Source organism: Shewanella sairae (assembly GCF_023283535.1).
GTDB classification, from domain to species: Bacteria; Pseudomonadota; Gammaproteobacteria; order Enterobacterales; family Shewanellaceae; genus Shewanella; species Shewanella sairae.
In genome coordinates this window covers 1-22,807 of sequence record NZ_JAKILT010000031.1, presented here as the reverse complement: position 1 = coordinate 22,807, position 22,807 = coordinate 1, and the positions used below count along the sequence as shown (strand labels likewise).

At 42.4% G+C, this 22,807-nt stretch carries 19 protein-coding genes and 1 pseudogene; 8 read left to right on the top strand and 12 right to left on the bottom strand.

What is annotated here, in order from left to right; translation table 11 throughout:
• Positions 1-69 precede the first annotated feature (69 nt).
• Both yegD and L2748_RS13715 read left to right on the top strand, forming a co-directional pair.
• Complete coding sequence (gene yegD / locus L2748_RS13720; RefSeq protein ID WP_220780197.1) at positions 70-1,440, top strand: molecular chaperone; 1,371 nt, start codon at positions 70-72, stop codon at positions 1,438-1,440.
• A gap of 76 nt (positions 1,441-1,516) precedes the next feature.
• Positions 1,517-2,011: a CreA family protein gene (locus L2748_RS13715; RefSeq protein ID WP_220780196.1), complete on the top strand. Its 495-nt coding sequence runs from the start codon at positions 1,517-1,519 to the stop codon at positions 2,009-2,011.
• Positions 2,012-2,171: 160 nt separating this feature from the next.
• On the opposite strand, the gene L2748_RS13710 is transcribed toward L2748_RS13715, so the two are convergent.
• The 4 genes from L2748_RS13710 to pdsR form a co-directional block, all read right to left on the bottom strand.
• Complete coding sequence (locus L2748_RS13710) at positions 2,172-2,747, bottom strand: pilus assembly FimT family protein (protein WP_220780195.1); 576 nt, start codon at positions 2,745-2,747, stop codon at positions 2,172-2,174.
• A 218-nt stretch (positions 2,748-2,965) separates the two neighbouring features.
• The gene (locus tag L2748_RS13705; RefSeq protein ID WP_220780194.1) at positions 2,966-4,147 is read right to left on the bottom strand and encodes a cystathionine beta-lyase; all 1,182 of its coding nucleotides are present in this window, start codon (positions 4,145-4,147) and stop codon (positions 2,966-2,968) included.
• Positions 4,148-4,357: 210 nt separating this feature from the next.
• Positions 4,358-6,541: a proteobacterial dedicated sortase system histidine kinase gene (gene pdsS, locus L2748_RS13700; RefSeq protein ID WP_220780193.1), complete on the bottom strand. Its 2,184-nt coding sequence runs from the start codon at positions 6,539-6,541 to the stop codon at positions 4,358-4,360.
• Between the two features lie 67 nt (positions 6,542-6,608).
• On the bottom strand, positions 6,609-7,301 hold the full coding sequence (pdsR, locus tag L2748_RS13695) for a proteobacterial dedicated sortase system response regulator (RefSeq protein WP_220780192.1): 693 nt from the start codon (positions 7,299-7,301) through the stop codon (positions 6,609-6,611).
• 248 nt (positions 7,302-7,549) lie between these two features.
• Between pdsR and pdsO the strand changes: the two genes are divergently transcribed.
• The 3 genes from pdsO (at position 7,550) to L2748_RS13680 (ending at position 11,521) form a co-directional block, all read left to right on the top strand.
• Positions 7,550-8,299, top strand: coding sequence for a sortase-associated OmpA-like protein PdsO (gene pdsO / locus L2748_RS13690; protein ID WP_220780191.1), 750 nt, complete (start codon positions 7,550-7,552; stop codon positions 8,297-8,299).
• A 91-nt stretch (positions 8,300-8,390) separates the two neighbouring features.
• Complete coding sequence (locus tag L2748_RS13685) at positions 8,391-10,802, top strand: marine proteobacterial sortase target protein (protein WP_220780190.1); 2,412 nt, start codon at positions 8,391-8,393, stop codon at positions 10,800-10,802.
• A 56-nt stretch (positions 10,803-10,858) separates the two neighbouring features.
• Positions 10,859-11,521 carry a class GN sortase gene (locus tag L2748_RS13680; RefSeq protein ID WP_220780189.1) on the top strand — a complete coding sequence of 221 codons (663 nt, stop codon included), beginning with the start codon at positions 10,859-10,861 and terminating at the stop codon, positions 11,519-11,521.
• Positions 11,522-11,594: 73 nt separating this feature from the next.
• Here L2748_RS13680 and L2748_RS13675 read toward each other — a convergent pair whose 3' ends face one another.
• From L2748_RS13675 to L2748_RS13665, 3 genes are all read right to left on the bottom strand, one after another.
• The gene (locus tag L2748_RS13675; protein ID WP_220780188.1) at positions 11,595-12,614 is read right to left on the bottom strand and encodes a diguanylate cyclase domain-containing protein; all 1,020 of its coding nucleotides are present in this window, start codon (positions 12,612-12,614) and stop codon (positions 11,595-11,597) included.
• Positions 12,615-12,933: 319 nt separating this feature from the next.
• A complete protein-coding gene (locus L2748_RS13670; RefSeq protein ID WP_220780187.1) occupies positions 12,934-13,806 on the bottom strand; it encodes a hypothetical protein in 873 nt (290 codons plus the stop codon).
• Between the two features lie 393 nt (positions 13,807-14,199).
• Positions 14,200-14,571, bottom strand: coding sequence for a diacylglycerol kinase (locus tag L2748_RS13665; RefSeq protein ID WP_220780186.1), 372 nt, complete (start codon positions 14,569-14,571; stop codon positions 14,200-14,202).
• 223 nt (positions 14,572-14,794) lie between these two features.
• Between L2748_RS13665 and L2748_RS13660 the strand changes: the two genes are divergently transcribed.
• Positions 14,795-15,664, top strand: a complete 870-nt coding sequence (locus tag L2748_RS13660; RefSeq protein ID WP_220780185.1) for a DNA ligase — start codon at positions 14,795-14,797, stop codon at positions 15,662-15,664.
• A gap of 199 nt (positions 15,665-15,863) precedes the next feature.
• On the opposite strand, the gene L2748_RS13655 is transcribed toward L2748_RS13660, so the two are convergent.
• The gene (locus L2748_RS13655; protein ID WP_220780184.1) at positions 15,864-16,520 is read right to left on the bottom strand and encodes an NAD(P)H-dependent oxidoreductase; all 657 of its coding nucleotides are present in this window, start codon (positions 16,518-16,520) and stop codon (positions 15,864-15,866) included.
• A 225-nt stretch (positions 16,521-16,745) separates the two neighbouring features.
• Between L2748_RS13655 and L2748_RS13650 the strand changes: the two genes are divergently transcribed.
• A complete protein-coding gene (locus tag L2748_RS13650) occupies positions 16,746-17,234 on the top strand; it encodes a low molecular weight protein-tyrosine-phosphatase (RefSeq protein WP_220780183.1) in 489 nt (162 codons plus the stop codon).
• Positions 17,235-17,344: 110 nt separating this feature from the next.
• Here the strand turns inward: L2748_RS13650 and ylqF are convergent, their stop codons facing one another.
• Positions 17,345-18,283, bottom strand: a complete 939-nt coding sequence (gene ylqF / locus L2748_RS13645; protein WP_220780182.1) for a ribosome biogenesis GTPase YlqF — start codon at positions 18,281-18,283, stop codon at positions 17,345-17,347.
• A 116-nt stretch (positions 18,284-18,399) separates the two neighbouring features.
• Positions 18,400-19,239: an isopenicillin N synthase family dioxygenase gene (locus tag L2748_RS13640; RefSeq protein ID WP_220780181.1), complete on the bottom strand. Its 840-nt coding sequence runs from the start codon at positions 19,237-19,239 to the stop codon at positions 18,400-18,402.
• A gap of 496 nt (positions 19,240-19,735) precedes the next feature.
• Here L2748_RS13640 and L2748_RS13635 point away from each other — a divergent pair, with 496 nt between their 5' ends.
• A complete protein-coding gene (locus L2748_RS13635; protein WP_220780180.1) occupies positions 19,736-20,641 on the top strand; it encodes a bifunctional methionine sulfoxide reductase B/A protein in 906 nt (301 codons plus the stop codon).
• 66 nt (positions 20,642-20,707) lie between these two features.
• Here L2748_RS13635 and L2748_RS13630 read toward each other — a convergent pair whose 3' ends face one another.
• The gene (locus L2748_RS13630; protein ID WP_220780179.1) at positions 20,708-22,267 is read right to left on the bottom strand and encodes a SulP family inorganic anion transporter; all 1,560 of its coding nucleotides are present in this window, start codon (positions 22,265-22,267) and stop codon (positions 20,708-20,710) included.
• Between the two features lie 130 nt (positions 22,268-22,397).
• Positions 22,398-22,807: pseudogene (locus L2748_RS13625) on the bottom strand (ribonuclease E); the annotation flags it as partial.

Here is a 22,807-nt window from a genome sequence, read left to right as displayed (position 1 = left end):
AATGCGCTTTTTACTCTGCGCTGACTGTGATATTTTGCACGGCTTTTTTACGCTTTAAAGGATAAGGGAATGTTTGTAGGTTTTGACTACGGTAGTGCTAATTGCGCTATTGGTGTTATTGATGGCGATGACGTGCGGTTGGTGCCCTTATCTGGTGACTCAAAATATATGAGTTCTACCCTTTATGCGATGGACAGAGAGTTAATTGCAGAAGCGGTGTTAAAACAATTACCTCAAGCTGAACAAGCTGAATATACACGTATACGTGCAGCCCAATTGAGCCGCGGCGCTGCGGCGAGACGCGACCTTGACCTATTGCCTAATGAACAAGCAGTATTTGTCGGTGAGCAAGCCATTGAAGCGTATCTTGATATGCCGGATGAAGGTTTTTATGTTCGCTCTCCTAAGTCATTTTTAGGCGCGACAGGTCTTCGCGACAGTCAAATAGCCTTGTTTGAAGATATCGTCACCTTAATGATGATGCATATTAAAAAGCAGGCAGAAAGTCAGCTTGAGCAAGGTAAGAGTACAATTACCCATGCGGTTATCGGTCGTCCGGTAAACTTCCAAGGTATTGGCGGTGAAGAAAGTAACCAGCAAGCAGAAGCGATTCTTTCTTTAGCTGCTAAGCGAGCTGGCTTTATTGAAGTTGATTTCTTGTTTGAGCCCTTAGCAGCAGGCATGGACTACGAAGCATCACTTGACGAAAACGTCACAGTACTCGTAGTTGACGTTGGTGGTGGTACTACCGATTGCTCTATGGTGAAAATGGGGCCTAATCATATTGATAACCGAGACCGCAGTGCGGATTTTCTTGGTCATAGTGGCCAACGTATTGGCGGTAACGATTTAGATATCGCACTGTCGATGGCGTCATTTATGCCACACCTCGGTTTAGGTAGTTTGATGGTCAATAAGCTTCCTGTGCCAAGTAAACCTTTTTGGAATGCCGTTGCGGTAAATGATATCAGTGCGCAGCGAGATTTCAGTGCTCTTGGTTCTAAAAAGCTGATTGAAGATCTGATAAAAGATGCGCAGCATCCAGAGCTGATCCAGCGTTTGCTAAAGGTTCAAAAAGAGCAGCTCGGTTATAAGATTGTACGCAGTGCAGAGCAAAGCAAAATAGCCTTATCTGATGCCAATAGCGTCGATACACCGCTGGATTATATCCACAGTGGTTTACATGCTAAGGTAAGTGATAGCGACTTTGAAACAGCAATCACTATGCCACTTTCAAAGGTTGAGGCCTTGATGCGTGAAGCGCTAGAGCAATCGGGTGTCACGCCAGACAGAATCTATGTGACGGGTGGTACCGCTCGCAGCCCTGCGATTTATAAACGCATTGCTGGATTATTCCCTGAGATCCCAATTGTAGTTGGTGATCACTTTGGTAGTGTGACAGCCGGATTGACACGCTGGGCGCAAAGAGTATTTGCTTAAGCTGTATGATTGCCACAATGACGTGGATTAATGTAAAACGATTTAATATTAAATCGTTTTTCTTAAGGAGTGTTAAATGACAGGTTTGACAAAAAGACTGCTTACTACAACGAGTGTAGCGATTGCTTTAACATTAGGTTTGAGTGGTTGTGGTGATGATGTGGGGAAAGTGAGTTTAGGCTTATTTACCACTAAAGATGTGATTATAGATGCACGCCACGACCCTAAAATACCGGGTGTGACTTGTCATATTAGCCGAATTGAAGCAGATTTAAGTCTTGCAGACCCGTCTGATATGAGCATTTCTTGTCGTCAAACCGGGCCAATTACCGCTGCTGAGATTGCTAATATCGATAAGAGTAAAAACGGCGAAGTGGTATTTAAAGAGTCATTAAGCATTTTGTTTAAGTCTCTTAAAGTACGTCGCATTTACGATGCTCAGAATCAAACGCTTTTGTATTTGTCTTACTCAACCAAAGAAACCAATGGCAGCCATAAGCATGCGCTATCAACAGTGCCTTTGTATGGCACTCAGGCTTGGATAGCTGGTGGGGCTGTTATTCAAGATTAGTGTTGCTGTTATATAAATCCTATGGTGTTTGAAACTAACAATAACTAACAATAACTAACAATAACTAACAATAACTAATAATAACTAATAATAACTAATAATAAAAAGACGAATATAATATTCGTCTTTTTTGTTTTCTGATGCTATCTGAGCACACTCATTAATTATTGATGAGGCTGCTGGCACTGCCAGCAACTGAATCATAAATAATTTTAATATCGGCTTGTCGGCGGCCTTTAGTGTCACCCAATTTTCGCAGTACATAGGTGCATTGGCTTTGCCCATCAGGGTTAGTATCAGCCTGATGGCGATAAGCTTGAAAATCACTGCCATTATCAACGCTTGAAAGTGAAACGCTGGCGGGATCTTGTTGCAAAGTATTCCATAAATCCACGCAACCTTGCTCACCTTTACCGATATTTTTAGGCTGTCCCATCGGCGAATTTTTATCGATGCCTAAGGGGTAGCCATGACTATTCATATCAAGTTCGCCGCCAGCAAAGTCTGGTAAGTCATTCATCGCTCCCATTCCTGCAATAAGCTGCCATTTACTGTGGGCAAAAGTTAAAGACTGCTGCAATGCGCTCGCGGTTGCCTGTACTCGGGCTATTTCTGCGTCACGCCTAAGATCAATATATTTTGCTGCAGCTACCACAGCTAAAATGCCTAAAACAATAATGACAACGACGAGCTCGATGAGAGTAAAACCTTGGGATGTATTGCGTTGTTTTATCATTATGCTCAGCTTTAATTAGAATGTATGGCTTTAATAGTAATGCATTTTAGGCATATGCAAAAATAAACTCAGGGCTAATTTGAATTTTTTGGTAAAAGGATCATATATTTGGCAGATGTTAGCAATTTGGCTTATCGGCACTTTTGAGCAGATTGTTTAAGTGGCCTCTTAGATAAAAAGCCAGCATAGTGCTGGCTTGTAGGTATTAACTGGTGATTTTATTGATTATTGAGCACTTGGTTGTAACGCTCAAAGGCGGCATCTAAATCGGCAATTAAGTCATCGACATTTTCAAGACCAATATGTAAACGAATTAATGGTTTACTGCTGTCCCATTGGGTTGCAGTACGTAATTTATCTATGCCAAATACGCCAAGAATTAAGCTTTCAAACCCACCCCATGAGAAGCCCATTTTAAAGTGCTGCATATTTTCAACAAAGGCGGTGACCGAGCGTACATCTCCTTGTTTTAACACAAATGAAAACAAGCCGTTTGAAGCACTAAAGTCACGTTTAAAGAACTCATGACCCGGACAGGATTCAAAGGCTGGATGTCGCAGATGATCGACCTCTGGGCGAGTCGCCAACCAATTAGCGACTTTCAGTGCATTTTGCTCATGCTGGGCTAAGCGAATGCCTAATGTTCTCAGTCCACGACTTGCAAGATACACGTCATCAGGAGAAGTACATTGACCTAGCAAGTAGCTATTTTCACGTAGTTGCTCCCAATGCTGTGCATTGGCAGTTGCTGTTCCCATCATTACATCAGAGTGACCGACAATGTATTTAGTCGCGGCTTGAATCGAGATATCGACGCCCATTTCAAATGGACGCGAATTAATGGGGGAGGCCCAGGTATTGTCGAGCATGACAACGATATCGTGCTGGTGGGCGATACGGCTTAGCGTCGGTACATCTTGAATTTCCATGGTGATAGAACCTGGTGATTCAAGAAACAGCACTTTGGTATTGGGCTGAATAAGTGCCTCAATACCCGCGCCAATCATTGGGTCGTAATAAGTGGTTTCAATGCCATAGCCTGCCAGTAGCTTATTACAGAGATCGCGTGTCGGTTCATAGGCACTATCAACCATTAACAAATGGTCGCCGGCCTTTAAAAACGACAATAAACTGTTGCTGATGGCCGCGCTTCCTGATGGATATAATGCAGTACCCACGCCGCCTTCGAGTTCTGCAATTGCAGCTTGGAACGCAAAGTGAGTGGGGCCGCCACGGCGGCCATAAAACATCTCGCCGTTAGCTTTATTTTTTGCAGCAAAACGCATGTCTTCAATGGTATCAAACACCATGGTTGATGCGCGGTAAACTGGCGGGTTAATCACCCCTTGAGTCCACTTTTTATCACGGCCTAGACTGATTATTTGTGTTTCTTTTTTCATAGGGTGAATTCCATCAGTTTTATTTTTAGCCATCTTAACATCTAAACGGCTAAAAGGAAGTGCCAATATTTTCAGTTTTTAAGATGCCACCATATACTTATCATTAGCCGCTTTAGTAACTGACGTTAATCTCGTCCACTGAAGCAGGATTTGAGTGTTATCGTCAGTCGCTATTTTCATTATGGCTGTAATCCAAAAATGCTAAAACGCTTAAGCCGACGTTTTGGTAATAGGCAGACTAATGGTGATTTTCACCCCATTGATCTCAGCTTGTTTATCTTGGGTATTACGTGCGATGATTTTGCCGTCGTGAAATTGGCAAATTAATCTCGCAATATAAAGCCCTAAACCAAGGTGAGGTTTATCTTGGGCTTTTTGCGCTCTAACCGACACCATAGACTCAAAAATTTGCTCTGCCATATTTTCGGGGAGCGCGGGTCCTTGGTTACACACACTGAGCTCAGCAGACTTGCCTTTTAGGTTGAGCGACACCTCAATCGGTGTATTGTTATGGCTAAACTCAAGTGCATTGGCGATGAGTTTGTCCATCAGCTGCGCAATGTACTCGGGCACTCCTTTTACAGGGATATTCTCTTGTGTGATATCCAGTGTAAAAGTTTGCTCCGGGTAGGTCATTTGATAGCCTTGCATGCAACCACTGATGACTTTCTCTAAAGGAAATACAGTTTGCTCTGCATGAGAGAGGCTCTCTTCTAAACGGGTTGCTTCGCTCATATTATTGAGGATCATATTGAGGCGATTAACCCCTTCTTGTGCCCGATCAACATATTTACGGCTATCAGGGTTTAACTCTTGCAGTCCTAGGTGCTCAAGCGATGATCGCACCACGGCTACAGGGGTTCTTAACTCATGAGACAAGCGTGAAGACATATTTTCTAAATAATGAGTGTACTGACTTAAGCGGCTAACAATACTGGCAAAACTTCTTGAGAGGTCGCCAATTTCATCGCGTACTTTAGAGCCCTGGATTTCATTTTTAATCCGCCCTTGGCTATCAATTGCTTGCTCAGCTTCATCGCGCAGTTTACGTATACGGCTTGAAATATTCGAGGCGAAGAAAAATAGCGCTAAGGTGCCCATACTCATGATGGTTAAGATCACGTTGAACAACTTTTCTAAAGCTTTGTTTCTGAGCGTGCGAATACCATGGGTGGTTTCTTCTGCAATCACCACGCCCATCACTTTGTCGTCAATCCAAATAGGGCTTGCAGCGGCAAGTACCACGGCTTTGCTATCGGGAGTGAGGCGCCAAGTTGAGCCTTGCTGACCATTGAGCGCTTTGGTGATATGACTGCCTTGAAGGACCGTAGAATCTTGTAAGGAATCAATAAAGTCTTTGGCGGGGATGGTCAGTATTTTGTAGTACAGTGGGCGTAAGTATTCTTGCTTAAACTTACCCCAGCCAGAGTTATCTTCTTTATCAATCGATGAACGTGACCATACGCTGTTATCTGAGCGAATATCGCCAGACTTTGCCAATACGCGGCCGTGTTTATCAACAACCCAAATACGTGAGCTATTATGGCTCATGCCTTTAATAATGCTTTCTATCTCTGGTGATGGTACCAATACAGTGCCGAGCTTACTGACATCATCGATGGCCGAGGTGCCAACAACTGCGTCAAGTGCGCGAGTTTTGCTATCGTTTATATCGTAAACAGCAAAGCCAAGCTTACTACCGACCATATTAAGCGGGATACGTAGCTCAACATTGTAACCTTGTTTGCTTTTAGTCCACTTTCCTTGAATTTTAACTTCAGGGGTAACCGGTTTTGATAGTGCTGGATCTTCGGGTAACTCAAACGCACTTATCCAGCCATCTTGAGTTGTTGCCACAATATAGCGACGAAACTGACCATCGGGCGCAAGGGTGGCAATGGCGATATGATCGTTTCTATCTATGCTTAGGCTGTTTTTGCCGCGGTAGATAACGCTAGGATCTGTGACTTCAAAGAATGCATATAGGTAGCCAGCATATTTGCCCACCATATGAGTGAAGCTCATCTGCAGAGGCTGGGACTCATCGCGTTTATAGATTTGGTTATCGACGCCATAGTTAAGTGTGCGGTGGCGATAATTGCTCCAATCGTTGAGCTTGCCATCGAGTTGAATCGGGCCTGATAGTGGATAGGCATATAAGTCGCGGCCTTTTTCTACTTGAGTTAAAAAGCTGGCTTGGCTATCAAATAGCTTTGGTCGCTCATGCAGGGCTGTTGCCAAAGCTTGGGTGGTGCCTTCTAAGGTTTTTTCTTGGCCGTGGCGCAGGTATTTTTCCATTTCCCATACGTACTGGTACCCAAGCCAAGGTAGGCAGAGTAAGAAAAGCGATAACACTGCGACTTTAGTGCGCAGACCTATGGGAAAATTAAACATGGTGTAACCAATACCTAAATGATGATATTACTCAGCGAACTGATTATTTTAGCTCGAAACTTAATAATTAACTGTGTGAGTCCCAGCGATAACCCATGCCATACACGGTATCGATACAATCGAACTGTGGATCCTGTGCGATAAACTTTTTACGTATACGCTTTACATGGGAGGTAATGGTTGAGTCGTCGACAAAGATTTTAGCTTCTTGCATCAACTCCTGGCGTTGACGCACATGACCTGGGCGTTTAGCTAGCGCGTGAACCATCCAAAATTCAGTCACAGTGAGCTCAATTTGCACGCCATTCCAAAACACTTGCATTCGATTTACGTCAATCGTTAATAAACCATGTTCAACAATATGGCTCTCATCACTGCTGGCATTTTTTAGATCTGAGCGTCTAAATAAAGCCGCTAGACGTGCAATAAGGTGAGGGAAGCTAACATCTTTACTTAGGTAGTCATCGGCGCCAAGGCGCAGGCCACACACAGTGTCAAAGTCACTATCGCGAGCAGTTAAGAAGATAATCGGTAAAGTACTCGACATAGCTCTGAGTGACTGACAAAGGGTAAAACCACCATCAATCTCGTTTTCTAAGCCAATGTCTATAATCGCCAAATCGGGTAAGCGGGTATTAAATGCTTGCATGGCTTGTGGGCGGTTAGCATAAGCCTGCACACAGTAACCTTGTTGCTGTAATACTTCTTTGTAGTTCTCTCTAATCGCTGCTTCATCTTCGACTATAGCAATTCGTTTCATGATGTCTTTACTTGCACCTTATCTGCCTAATGGGTTGTGACTATACAGCAAAATACTTGGGTTTGAAGTCGTGAACCGTGATTGCCATTTTGTTGCCACAATTGACCCTGAAATCGCCTTTTTTGCTCCCCTTAAAAGCCATTTCAATCAGTTTAAATACAGTCATCGAAACAACAACACTTAACCAACTTAATTTAGCGACCGGTTATAACCATTCGCAATTAAATCAATATCTCAAGGGGAACACCATGAAAAAGCAACTTATCTCTACTCTCGTTATTGGCGCCTTAGTATTTTCTACCCAAGCTGCAGCAGAGCAGAATGTTGAAGTTGAAAGCAGCAGTAATAACGAAGAACTGATTGGTCTTACATCTGGCATTGTGCTTGGCGCGGTAGTCGGGGGGCCCGTTGGTGCCATTATCGGCGCTTTCACCGGTACATTAGTGGGTAAGTCTGTTGGGGATGACGATACCTTAAAAAGTCAGCAAGCGATGTTAGATGAAAAAGAGCAGCAGTTAATTGCCCTCAATCAGCAAAATGAATCGCTGGTTGAACTATCAGAACAGTATGAGCAAGCGCAGCAACAACTAGCTAATTTAAAAATGGCGCAAGAGCAGAAGTTAACGGAATTGGCATTAGGGTTAAATATCCAGTTTAAAACCGGCTCTTCAACTATTGAGCCGCACTTTCAGAGTCAGCTAAATGATATTGCTTATGCAATGTCATTATCGCCTGAGTTAACGCTGGACTTAACCGGCTACGCTGACCGTCGAGGAGATGGCGATTACAACCAAGCTTTGTCAGAGCAACGCGTTGCTGAAGTGAAAAGCTATCTTATTGAACAGGGGGTTGCCGAGCAGCGCTTACATAATCAAGCATTCGGTGATTCATCGCCATTAATGGCGGAGCAAAACTTTGAGAATGATTTCTTTGATCGCCGAGTGACCCTAAAACTACAAAATCAAGATGGCTCGTTAGCGGCGTTTTCTGCCAAGTAACCGCAAAGGATTGCTAAGCACTGAGTTGATTTATTGAGAGCAGAGTTGGCTCAGTGCGCAGCAAATTGCTGACAAGGATTAGGGAGTCAAGATGACTGGGTTGTTTACATTTAAGGCAAAAGAGCCTTTAACCTCCAACACCATGTTAAAAAGAGCGCCGATAACATTATCGATGTTGTGTTTATTGTTCGCAGCAAATGTGTCGGCGTTGGCAACAACACCAGAGTCTATAGAAGACACAACCACAGCTGTGAATGGTGTAATAGCCAAGCCGTTTAACTTAGATCAAATTAAACAAGGCAGCTTAGTGTTTGAGAATGCGCAAGGTGAATTGAGCCTGGCATTACCGCTGCAGACTATAGTGAGCATGCATGTTTCTGGTTGGACAAACCGTGTGGCTGTGCGTCATGAATTTAGCAATCATTCGACTCAATGGGTTAATGGTCAATATATTTTTCCATTACCGAATGAGGCGGCGGTTGACACGCTCAAGCTTTATATCGGCGATAGAGTGATAGAAGGGCAGATCCAGCCAAAGAAAAAAGCCAAAGCTATGTTTGAACAAGCTAAAGCTCAAGGCAAGAAGGCCAGCTTACTTGAGCAAAAACGGGCAAATATTTTTAAGGCTGAGGTGGCAAACCTTGCGCCTAATGAAACACTTATTGTAGAGCTTAGCTATCAAGAAACCCTTGATTATAAAGATGGCGAGTTTAGTTTGCGTTTTCCTATGGTTGTAGCCCCAAGGTATACGCCTGAGCAAACGGAGCTTAATCGCCAAGATCACGCTCAGCTTAATGAAGCGCAGGCGCTGAGCCAACAAATCATGAAGCAGATCCGGCCTGAGGAGTATCAGCAATATGTTGCGGGGCTGGCAAATACTGACAATTTGTCTGATCGGAGCCTACATCAACAGGTTGCGGCAATTGGGGAAGTCACCAGAAGCAGTGATATTGAAAATGCAGATAGCGAAAATACTGTTGTCATTGAGGTTGTGTTTGATGCAGCAATGGCGGTTGATAACATCGTCAGCCCTTATCATAGCGTAAGCATAAATATGGTAGAAGATGCCGCCGCTAAGGTGACATTGCAGCGCGATGTTAAAGCTAACCGTGACTTTGTGCTGACTTGGCAGCCCTTGCAAGGCAGCGAACCTACTGCAGCTGTGTTTACTCAGCAAGGTAAAACTCACCAAGTGAGTCCAACCGGTACTGCTGCAAAAGCACCATTCGTTAGTGGTAAGTTAATGAGTGGGGAAGGGGTTAGTAGCGAAGCAGAGCCAAAGGTAAAAAATCAGCCGCAACAACAGGAACAAGATAAGTACGCATTAGTGATGTTAATGCCGCCACAAGCAGGTGATAAAACATACTTATCGACCCCTAGAGAGTTAATTTTGGTTATTGATACATCGGGCTCTATGTCTGGAGATGCCATTGTTCAGGCAAAATCAGCATTAAAGCATGCCCTTGCAGGCTTAAGATCTCAAGACAGCTTTAATATTTTGCAATTTAACTCCGGGGTGTCTAAATGGTCTGAGCAAGCCATGCCTGCCACCGCTGCCAACATTGGCGCTGCTCAACGCTATATTCATGCTTTGCAAGCTAATGGCGGCACAGAAATGGCCTTAGCGCTTGATGCCGCGTTAGCGCAACAGAGCCTGTTAAGTCACAGTTCACATCCTGTAAAAGAGCAAACTCTTAGGCAAGTCCTGTTTATTACTGATGGCGCAGTGGCAAATGAATCAATGTTATTTACCCAAATCGAAGATCAATTAGCAGACAGCCGCTTGTTCACCATTGGCATAGGCTCTGCACCTAATGCGCATTTTATGCAGCGGGCGGCTGAACTAGGACGAGGGACTTATACCTACATAGGTAAGCTTGATGAAGTAAATAACAAAATGGTTAAGTTACTTGAGAAAATTGAAAAGCCACAAGTGACAGATGTCGACCTTAAGTTTAGTGATGGCAGTATTCCTGATTATTGGCCTGTACGGATCCCCGATCTATATGCCCATGAACCTATTTTAGTTGCGGTTCGCATTCCTAGCTTTGTGGATGATGACTTACTTATCCAAGGTTTTTTAGCTGGTCAGTTTTGGCAGCATCGCTTACCGCTGGACAGCAAAGGCGAGGCAAAAGGTTTAGATCTGGTTTGGGCAAGAAAACAGATTGCTGCTTTGGAGTTAAGCAAACAAGGAGCGAATAAAGCACGTATAGAAAAGCAGATTACGGCGGTTGCAATGAACTTTCATATCATGAGTGCCTATACAAGTTTGGTCGCGGTAGACATCACCCCGGCTAAACCACAAGGCGCTGTGGTACTAGGTGCTCAAGTAAAGCAACATTTACCCCACGGCTGGCATAGTAATTTGCAGGGGGTAACGCAAACACTGCCGCAAACGGGGACCAATAGTTATGTGTTACTGATTTTTGGCGGCATGCTTTTATTACTCGCAGCTTTGTATCGTTTGTCTTTTTACCGAAGTGACAATTCATCGATATGAGGCGCTATTGAGGTAACAAAGAGTTGATGGAATTAGCTCACTTGACGAGAACACTTATGCAAAATATAGACGGGCTGAACTTGTTTACAAGTTTGGACAACAGCAACAAAAGCCAAGCCAAGGGACACTACTTTCATCGACTGGTCGCTGGGTTACTACTTATCGTCGGCGTTGGATTATTAGTACAAGGTGGATATATGCAAGCTAAGGCACATTTTGCCCAATTTTTAATTCAACAAGTGTGGCAAAAGACGCTACAAGACCGACAAACTCATAAACCATGGTCTTGGGCTGATACGCATCCCGTGGCTAAGCTGGAGTTTTTGGCTGCCAAAAATGACCAATCTAACTTCTCAACAGAGTCGACTCTTTATGTGCTGTCAGGGGCATCGGGCCGAAATTTAGCTTTTGGTCCTGCGCAAATACTGTCGTCCGCCAATATAAATAGCCGTGGAAATACAGTGATTGCAGGCCATAGAGATACCCATTTTGCTCGGCTTAATGATGTCAAAATAGATCAGATGATTCGAGTGCAAGGTGTTTCGGGCAAAAGTCTGCTCTATAAAGTCACTCATACAATGATTACCCATGAATCGGATATGAGCGTCACTGAAGATGATGGTGAGAGTCTTTTAACTTTGGTGACTTGCTATCCATTTGGTGCAGAATTTGCGGGTGGACCGCTACGTTATGTCGTGCAAGCGCGGCCAATAAACTAGTGGTTGTTTACGGATGGAAACTGGAGTGTTTGGCTAACGATTTATCACATAGACAAACACTCAAAATAACTTATCAAATAGGCATAACTCGATTACGGCCTAAGCGTTTTGCTTGGTATAACTGTTTGTCTGCGCGCTCGATAAGTGTATTAATCGTATCTTGTTGGCTAAACTCTGCAACACCAAACGAGGCGTTAATATTATTGATGTTATCGCCTTTTCGTTTATCTTTAACGACAAGTTTTTCTAAGCTTCTGCGCATTGACTCCGCCAGTTGTCTTGCCCGTCTTAACTGACTATTGGGTACGATTAAGGCAAACTCTTCTCCGCCGAAACGATACAATTTAGTGCCGTTTTGGCAGCTTTCATCTAAGCGCCTGCTGACCGCTTTTAGTACTTGATCACCTAGCTGGTGGCCATAAGTATCATTAAACACTTTAAAGTGATCGATATCGGCGATGATCAAGCAAAGTCCTTGAGGATACTGTTCGAGAATACCTTTGAGATCTTTATTAAATGCGCGGCGATTTAAAGACCCTGTTAGCGCATCAAAACGGATTTCATGTTCTGATTTTTTCAATTGTGCTTTTAAAGCATCTATTTCAGACTGGGCTTTGGCGAGTTGCTCGGAAAAGTGCTGAGCACTTAATTTGATTTCGTTAGAGTCGCGTACAAGGCTTTTGACGACAGTTAGCACTTCTTCAATCGTAAAACCTTCATTTTCAATTTTGTTGAGTTTGCTGTGATTTTGATTAATTTTACTTTGGAACTGGCCAGCATCTAAGTTGGTATCTTTAATCGATTGAGAAAGCTCTGTCACCATCGCATCAAGATTAAGCTGCATATCAATGATATCTAGCTCCATTGGATCCGATAAGAACTCTTGGTATAGACATTCGCTTTGGCTAGGTGGACAAGTGTTATATTGGGCGATGACCTTGTCTAAATGCTGGTTTAACATTGGGCTTTTTTCACCAACATAAGTGTACCAAAGGGCATAGTTTGTTGGTGTTGTGGGGATTTGGTGTTTCAGCATTAAAGGGATCGCTTTTTTTAACTTAGATGCGGATTCCTTTAGTAGGGGAGTTGCCATTTTTGAGCCTTATCACTAATCGATTAGCGTATTATTATTTTGCTCATTCTATTATGTTTTCAAAGGATAAAAAACTTGAATAATCATAAATGTAGCATTTTAGGTATGATTGAATTAATAATCTTAACAAAGAGGGGGAAGCTACCTAGGATAGAGATTAAAGGTATATCGAACTTTTTCGCTTTAGCAGAGGTAGTAGAGTATTCGTTGCGCATCGAAATAGCTGAGCTAGCAGATTTAACTTATAACAGTGGTTTCATTTGGGGCGTGTGGTGCAACTCGCAATTGTCGTATTTAGCAAGCCAGAATCCATTCCCCCTTAGAATTGATAACTGACTGAGAGCATTGGACCGGTAAAGCTGTAATAGATATTGTAATCAGCAAGCTTAATATCAGCATCAGTAAAGGTTGATGTATATTCAACATCCACTTCATAGTAGTTAAATGCGGCTGTCATATGCCAGTTTTCACTAATCTCAGCCTCAACACCAAGGCGAATGTCGACTAAACCGCCTTTAAGATCGTCAAGTTTTATATAGAAATACTGAGCGTGACCATTTAACCTAAATCCAGGATAAAACTCATACCCCCCGTAAACCCCTATATCGGGTAGCGGTGCTGACAATTTCTCATCAACGACTTTAGGCACATCAATTGTGTCTGGACAGCGTGTTTCAGTACCTGAATCACAGATCCCTATGCGACCTTTAAAGGCGGTTTTGATGAACATGGCATGCAAACCGACTGATACGCCCACATCATAGTTATGACCTTGCCAAATATCGTAGCCATAACCCACGCGCATAATGTCGATATTTAAGGTGCTGTCTAATGAAATACCTGACTTGATATCATAGGTTGTGTCATCCCAAGTAAATTGAAATGGTTTTTCAACCGACTGCACAAGGGCATTTCGATGCAATTGCTTCCAGTCAACATATAAAATATGACGGTCATTGAAGTGGTGAGAAAATTCGAAAAAAGGTAAAAATTGTGATTCTTCTAGCTTTAAATCAGATTCGAAATCAAGTGTAAATGCATTGCCTAAAATTGGATCGTTTACATCAATTGTAGAATCTGTGTTTGCATAAAAGCCGCCGATACGGATAACGGTATTGTTATCAGCATAACTTAAAGGACTGGCAACTAAAGTAAGCATAACCATACTGCGAATGATGAAACTTTTAAGCATTAAAAGTGACTCCGTCGTTCTTATTTTTATTTGTTTAAATCAATAACGCTTTTTGATGTTCGAGCTCTAGCATAGCAGGATCTTCCTATTTGTGAATAAATTGTTTCAAAAAGTTACATCTTGTTTGATCTAATGCAATTTAAAAGAGGGAACACTTGAAATATAGCGGGAGCTGAAGATCTTGTATTGAGGAGCTGTAGCTTAAAATCTGTTCTGAGTATTTTATTAATTAAGGCTATATGGGCTAAATAATACCGCTAGTTTGGTGCACTGTCTTGGCAACACTCACACTGGATTGATATCTAGTACGCAAATGAGTAAAGGTTGCAGCCCTCTAAAATCTCATAAAGTTATCAGTGATCTTAGAGGGCGTTATGCCACGCGATAGGTGGGTTAAAATAATTTTGGAATAAGAATGATTGCCCAGGTTAATCCACAGAAGGCTAGGCTCATAAAAACTGCGGCAGATGCAATATCTTTAGCTTGACCGCTTAAAGGGTGAAATTCATCGCTGATTCTATCGACAACGGCTTCAATCGCGGAGTTAATTAGCTCAACAATCAGCACCAGAAACAGCCCTAATATAAGTAATACCCGTTCAACACTCGTGACGTCAACAATAAGAGCAATCGGTAACATAATCGCTGCTAATATCAGTTCTTGCCTAAAAGCCGCTTCGTTCTTCCATGCTAGCTTCAACCCCTGTATTGAAAATCCAGTTGCTCTAATGACGCGTTTTATACCGTGGTTATTAGCAGGTTTCATAATGTTCCGTAATGTAATTTGGCCGTTCGAGAGAAAATCGTTAGGCATTTTTCCGATTATAGCATGAACATTTTGAGGATAAATGCAGTGTGTGCATCAAGTTTTTGTTGGAATTGATACTGCTCTAACAGCAACTGGCTTGGCATCTAACAAACTAAGCACCTAGACTTAGCGAGTACTTCACAGGATGTGAAAGTAAAATTATCAAGCAAGGAGCCATGATATGATGATCAGAATGATACAGTTTTTATGCATTAGTCTTAGTTTTTCTTTATATATTGCCAATATCGCGATTGCTGATGTAGGTAATATGCCTCCAACCAAACCATTAATTCAACTGGCAACTACAGCGTCAAGCCCCATATCTAATGTGTCAGATTATCTGATTAGTGAAAAGCTTGATGGCGTAAGAGGCTATTGGGATGGTAAAAACCTTTACAGTCGCAGTGGCAGAATAATTGCGGCGCCAGATTGGTTTGTTCAGCACTTCCCAAAATATCCATTAGACGGTGAACTTTGGATAAAGCGCGGAGCGTTTGAGCAAGTATCTGCCATCATCCGAAAAACTAAAGCGACAGATACTGAGTGGAGCAGGGTTTTATTTATGGTATTTGACTTACCTACTGAGACAACTCCCTTTGCTAGCCGCTATAAAAAAGCAGAGAATGAACTTACTGGTGTTAGCGCCTATTTGCAGGTGATTAAGCAATATTCGCTCACAACAACTGGCGTATTAGATGCAGATTTACAAGCCATAATTGAGCTAGGCGGTGAAGGACTAATGTTACATAAAAAGACCGCATTTTATCAGGCTGGACGTTCTCAAGATATTGTTAAGCTAAAACCCTTTTACGATGCTGAAGCTGTGGTTATCGCTCACAATGAAGGTAAGGGAAAATTTAGTGGCATGCTAGGTGCGCTAGTTGTTGAAAATCAAGACGGTAAAGTATTTAAGCTAGGTAGTGGCTTAAGCAATGAACAACGGCTTAATCCGCCAAAGGTCGGTAGTTTAGTGACCTATAAGTATTATGGTTTGACGCAAAAGGGCACGCCGAGGTTTGCTAGCTTTTTAAGAGTGAGAACAGCTCAATAGTAACGCCTGAAAAGGATTTAAATTAACCGTTTTTCTTTATAGTCGGGCTATTAAGTTTGAATGAAGCACTTTATTTTTTGTTTAAGTTGCAAATAGTAAAAAGGCTCAAGAATTTTATCTTGAGCCTTAAAAGACATTCATTGGGTCTATCTTAGAGCTGAAATACTTACATAACGATTTAGCTCGCTAATTCAAACGATTACAGTACCTGTAAAACTTGCTCTAATGGCAGACGTGATTTAGGTAATGCAGCATTATAATCTTCAGCGCTGTGGTGATAACCCATTGCGAGTGCAACACCGCACTCATAGCCATCAAGCTCATCTTTAAAGATTTCACCAATTAACTCACTATCAACGCCTTCCATGGTGGTAGAGTCGATGCCTAAGCGTGCAAGTACGTGTAAGGTGTTACCCAGTGCTAAGTAAGTCTGTGCTTTAGTCCATGTCGCATTGTTGCCGTTTTCATCAGTGTTAAGATCAACAAAGGCAAACGCACCAAAAGCTTGCTCTCTTTCATCAGCGGTTGAACGTTTATCTTCAATGCCTTTATCAACCACTTTTGCGTAGTCTTCACGAGTATATTTAGGATTGTGAGCAAACAAAACAATATGCGATGCAGCTTTAATATGTGGCTGATTGAATTGAAACTTATTAGCAAAAGTGTCGTGCATACGCTGTTTTGCTTCATCGCTTTCAATCACAATAAATTTCCATGGTTGTGAGTTGATAGACGATGCAGAAAGATTCATTGCTTGATAAATAACATCAAGATCGGCTTGAGGAATACGCTTAGAAGCATCATAGCGTTTTGCTGTGTAACGGCTTTCAAGATCAGCAATAATAGGGTGAGTCATAATCTTTTCCTAATGTAGAGCGGTAGTACTTATTTAACAGTTGCCGCTATGCTACCTGTATCAGTGTATTTGAAAAATAGTGTTTTAGTTGAATGATTATCAAGATTTTATTGATAATGAAATTATCACAATAAAAAGTGTAGCTAATACCGCAATGGTTTACATTGAAGTAGGGCAAGTAATTGATTCATCGGAAATGTTAAACATTTTTATTAAGGGGCGACAATGAAACACATTTCCTCTGTTCTATTTGTATGTATGGGCAACATCTGTCGATCTCCGTCCGCTGAAGCGATGTTTAGAGCAAAAGCTTCTGCAGCGAAGCTTGATATTAGGATTGATTCTGCAGGGACGATTGCCTATCACCAAGGAAATACTCCCGATAAACGCTCGATTGCGGCCGGAGTTAAACGTGGTTTGAACTTTAGCGGCATGCAAGCCAGACAGGTGACTCAGACTGATTTTAGTGACTTTGACTTAATTCTTGCGGCAGATGAGCAAAACCTGCAGGACTTAAAGCGAATTTGCCCTTCGGAGTATCAAGCAAAGCTGGCACTCATGTTAGATTTTTGTGCTTTTGGAGAACAAGATGCTATTTATACAGAAGTTCCAGATCCCTATTATGGTGAAGGGGACGGTTTTGAGCTTGTTTTAGATTTGCTTGAAAATAGCTGTAATGGTCTTATTAGTCGCATCCAAAGTGGGCAGTTGTGATCTCTGATGATAATAGTTTGTTGCTGGGATTAATTTCTTGATGAGAATAAATAGGCGGGAGTTAATGTAAAAGCGCTCTATATGAGCGCTTTTACATAAATAATCAGCTATTAGCTAAAGCGTTTACCTGAGCGCTTAAGGCGTTCTTGTTCTTTACGTGCTTCTTCTTTAGCTTGTTTTTCAGCAAGTAGTTTTGCCACTTCAATCTTTTCAATTTCAGCCATTTCAGGTGTTTCAAGTGACAACTGACCAATTCGTCCAGCGCGGAAGTCATGTAGCAATACTTCAGATGCTTTATGCAAATCGATACGTCCACCAGGGCGCAGTGCACCGCGGTTACGGCCAATCGCTTCAAGTAACTCAATATCTGTATTTGGCATCTGCTTGATTTTATAACGCTCAGCAATCGCTTCTGGATAAGCGGTTAGGAAATATTCAGCTGCAAACATCGCCACATCTTCATATTCCATTGCGGTGTCTTTAATCGCGCCAGTTACCGCTAGTCGGTAGCTACTTTTTTCATTATCAACTTTTGGCCACAAAATACCTGGGGTATCAGAAAGCACAATACCGTTTTTTAAATTAATGCGTTGCTGGGTCTTAGTGACCGCAGGCTCGTTACCGGTTTTAGCAATCATTCTGCCGGCTAGAGTATTAATAATGGTAGATTTACCGACGTTCGGGATCCCCATGATCATAGTTCGAATATCTTTTTCGATTTTGTCACGACCGGGCACAAACTTACGGCATAAGTCAGGGATTTTTTTGACTTGTCCAGCCTGTAATGTGGTAATCGCCATTGCTCTTACCCCTTGCTCTTGCTCAAGGTATTCAATCCAAGCTTGAGTCGTTTCAGGGTCGGCTAAGTCGGATTTATTCAGTAGTTTGATACATGGCTTATCTCCACGGAGTGTTTGCACCATAGGGTTTTCACTACTGTAAGGGATCCTTGCGTCAAGCACTTCTATCACCAAATCGACTTGAGGCATCACCTCTTCGATCTCTTTTCGTGCTTTGTGCATGTGTCCTGGATACCACTGAATTGCCATGTGTGTGCTCTACTATCAAATTACATAATTAAAGGATTTTACCTTGTAACGCTTAAGTTTAACAAACAAAAAGCGCCCTAAGGCGCTTATTGGGCTGTTATTCAGTGCTAATGCAGCTAAATAACCCCTAATTCACGCAAGCGTTCCATCAAATAACTGTCGGCAGTATATTTATCTGACAGTTTAACCTCGGGGTTTGGGTGTAAAAATAGCGGTAAAGAAATTCGCGATTTAGTTTTATCCAGTCCTTGTGGGTTGATCACTCTATGGCTGGTTGATGGGAAATAGCCGTTCGATGCTTCTTGCAGCATATCGCCGATATTAATAATCAAGTTGCCAAAATCACTTGGCACATCAATCCAATTGCCATCTTTTAATTGCACCTGCAATCCCGGTTCATTGGCTGCAGGCAATACAGTCAGTAGATTAATATCTTCGTGCGCAGCCGCGCGAATAGCACCAGGCTCTTCATTACCGGACATTGGCGGGTAGTGTAAAACACGTAATAAGGTCTTTTGGCTATCTTCAATCATCTTTGGCAATGCGATTGAAAACTTCTGTTTTACATCTGCTGGAGAATATTGCTCAACCCATTCAAGTAGCTCTGCAGCTAGTGTGTTAGCATCATCGTAATATTTAAGAATATTATCTCTCAAAGAGTCAGGAATACGTCCCCATGGATAAACATGAAAATATTCTTTGATATCTTTTACGCTGTGGCCTTTTGCGGTCTCAGAGATTTCAGCTGGAAAGAAACCATCTTGAGTTTCTGGGTTAAAAAGGTAAGCCTGCTTTGCTTCGGTATTGAAAAAGCTATGCCACTCTTTATAGATATTTTCAACAAGGTCTTTATTGATAGGGTGGTTACTTAATACACCAAAGCCAGTCTCTCTTAATGAGGATACAAACTTTTCTGCTGCATCTTGTGCGCGATAATCGATCGTTTCTAATGTCATCTTGATTCTTCTTATTATTAAACCCCGAGCAAGTTTAGCGGTGCAAAACACCGTGCGCAAACCTAAGTGACCTTGATCACACTGGTTATTGTTCGGTGTATCGAAAACGCTTCTGTTACAAGGTAATAATTATCTAAATTTTAGCGGCTTAAGCGATAACATTAGCATGAAAAATAATCATAAATATTGCGTCATTTTGTTGGTGATTCAAACCAATAGTGAGCCGGTGAAGTAGACTTGAGTCTATGACGTTAGCTAAAGGTCAAGTGAAGACGGCACGCTAAGAATTAAAGTCAAAGACTTAAGTTAACAGCCAATCTTAACTACGATAAGCTATTAAGTAATCTTGAAAGCTTTTATGGACGTATAGGGTCTACTGTATAACGTTATTCGTTATCTATACCAACGAGCGAGTTTATAGATAATTAAGAGTGACTTAATGAGATAAAGGTTTAATTAGCAAAACAGCTAGACAGTATAAGGGGCTGAGATTTTGATGCGTAAACTCACTGAATTTGAAAAGCACGTCATTGAGCAAAAAGGCACTGAGCGTCCTTTCAGTGGCGAATATAATCAACATGGTGCTAATGGCGTTTATTGTTGTAAAAAGTGTGATGCTCCGCTTTACCATTCAGACAGTAAATTTAATGCTCACTGTGGTTGGCCTGCTTTTGATGATGAAATTGCCGGGGCGGTAAAACGTAATATTGATGCAGATGGTAGACGAGTTGAAATTGTTTGTAGCCGCTGCGATGGTCACTTAGGACATGTGTTCGAGGGCGAGTTTTTAACGCCGAAAAATGTCAGGCATTGTGTTAACTCTGTATCAATGACGTTTAAAAGTGCTGATGAGCTGGACAGTCAGCGTAAAAAATTAGCGGTTGCGACATTGGGGGGGGGCTGTTTTTGGTGTATTGAAGCGGTATTTTCGGCAATCAAAGGCGTCGAAAAGGTCACGTCCGGATACGCTGGAGGTGATGCTGCTGACGCTAATTACAGAGCGGTATGTAGCGGTGAAACTGCGCATGCTGAAGTGGTACAGATAGAATTTGATCCCGAACAGGTGAGCTTTGAGAGTTTGCTTGAGGTGTTTTGGGTGAGCCACGATCCAACGACGTTAAATAGGCAGGGTAATGACAGAGGGCCGCAATACCGTTCGGTGATTTTTATCCATGATGAAGAGCAAGCATTAATTGCCAATAGTATGATTGCCGATCTCACCAAAGTTGCTGCTTGGCCTGATCCTATTGTGACAGAGGTCGTTGCTTATGCTGGCTTCTTTGCTGCAGAAAATTACCATAATGATTACTTTGAACTTAATGGTGAGCAACCTTATTGTCAGATGGTGGTTAAGCCAAAAGTCGATAAAGTTAAAGCACTATTTGCTGATAAGTTGAAATGATTGGTGCAGATAGATAATAAAAAAGACAGGCATTGCCTGTCTTTTTTGATTTATGCTGAATACTATTTATGAATCAAGCTTATCGTCAGCCACTTTATAATGTGGATCTTCGATTAAGTTAACTTCAACGAGATCACCCGCTTTAGCGAGTAATTTCTTACAGTCATTGCTTAAGTGGCGCAGGTGCAGGCGTTTACCCGTACCAACATAACGCTCTGCTAGCGTATCGATGGCATCTAACGCTGAGTGATCACAAACACGAGAGTTTTGGAAATCAACAATTACGTCTTGTGGATCGCTTTTAGCGTCAAATAGCTCTAAGAATTCAGCAACTGAACCAAAGAATAGCGGGCCATTTAGCTTATACACTTTCCAGCCGTTTTGATCTTCGCTGACTTCAACGTTAATGTGTTTTGCATGTTCCCAAGCAAACACAAGTGCAGACACGATAACACCGACAAATACAGCAAAAGCAAGGTCAGTAAATACAGTGACTATCGTTACTAACACAATCACAAATGCATCGTGCTTAGGGACTTTGCGCATTACTTTAAAGCTAGCCCACTCAAACGTACCTAATACCACCATAAACATCACACCAACAAGTGCTGCCAGTGGGATCATTTCAATCAATGATGAGCCAAATAAGATAAAGGCAAGCAGTGCAACCGCTGCTGTAATACCTGATAAACGCCCACGACCACCAGAATTAATGTTGATCATAGATTGACCAATCATCGCGCAGCCACCCATAGCGCCAAAGAAGCCACTGGTGATGTTACCCACGCCTTGACCAATACATTCTTTGTTACCGCGACCACGAGTACCTGTCATTTCATCGATAACTGTTAATGTTAGTAACGATTCAATTAAGCCTACTGCAGCTAGAATTAACGAGTATGGCAGAATGATGTACAAGGTTTCTAAGCTGAACTCTACCGCAGGGATTGAGAATGTCGGTAGGCTACCCGCTATCGTAGCATTGTCGTTACCGCTCATTGATTTTAGAAAATCTAACACTGTGCGGGTATCAAGGTTTAGAAAAGTTACTAGCAAGGTTACGGTTAAAATCGCAGCTAATGAAGATGGAATCGCGGTGGTTAGTTTAGGTAAAAATTGAATAATCGCCATGGTGAGGGCAACTAAACCTAACATCAAAATAAGCTGATCTTGTGGTAACCAAGTCATGATGCCGTTTGCATCAGGTGTTTTAAATTGACCTAATTGCGCGAGGAAAATCACAATCGCTAAACCGTTCACAAAACCTATCATCACAGGGTAGGGAACGATACGGATAAATTTACCTAGCTTAAATACACCTGCTGATACCTGAATAAGGCCTGCGAGCACGACGGCGGCAAATAAGTACTGCACGCCATGTTCAGCAACTAAAGCGACCATAACCACGGCCATAGCGCCTGTTGCACCTGAAATCATTCCTGGGCGTCCACCAATTAACGCGGTGATAAGGCCCATAATAAAGGCGGCGTATAAGCCAACCATAGGTTCTACGCCAGCAACAAATGCAAAAGCGACGGCTTCAGGAACCAATGCAAGGGCTACGGTAAGACCAGAAAGTAAGTCAGCTCTATGGCTGGCTGTTTTGTGACGAATAAGATCGAACATTTAGCCTCTGTTAAATATATGTTTTGGTGGTAATAATAATTTGCCGCGAATACTAACAAAATTACGGCAGTTTGAACATAAAAAAGCCATGCCCAGAGGCATGGCTTTCAGCTGCAACAGTTAACTTAAATTAAGTGCGAACTGTTTCAGAGTTTGCAGTGTTAGCCGTTCTAGGCTTTGCTGCTTCAGCGGTTGAAGCTTCATATTGGCGACCGGTAGGTGTTGCAATATTCTCTCTGCTTTCAACTGTTGGTTTAGTCGTTTCTGACATCACCATAGAACCAAAGCGGCTTGCAGGCTTAGCCACAGGCTTAGCCTCTACAACAGCTTCTGTTACTGCTACTGGCGTAGCTTCTACTGCTGCGGCTGCAGGAGCAGGTTGAATCGCTGCAGGTTTTGCCATTGGTGCAGAGGCTGATTTTGCTGCTGGAGCTTCGGCTTTCACTTCCACAGGTGCTGCAACTTTAGCTTCAACTACTGGCTCAGCTTTCACTTCAACAGGTGCTGCAACTTTAGCTTCAACTACTGGCTCAGCTTTCA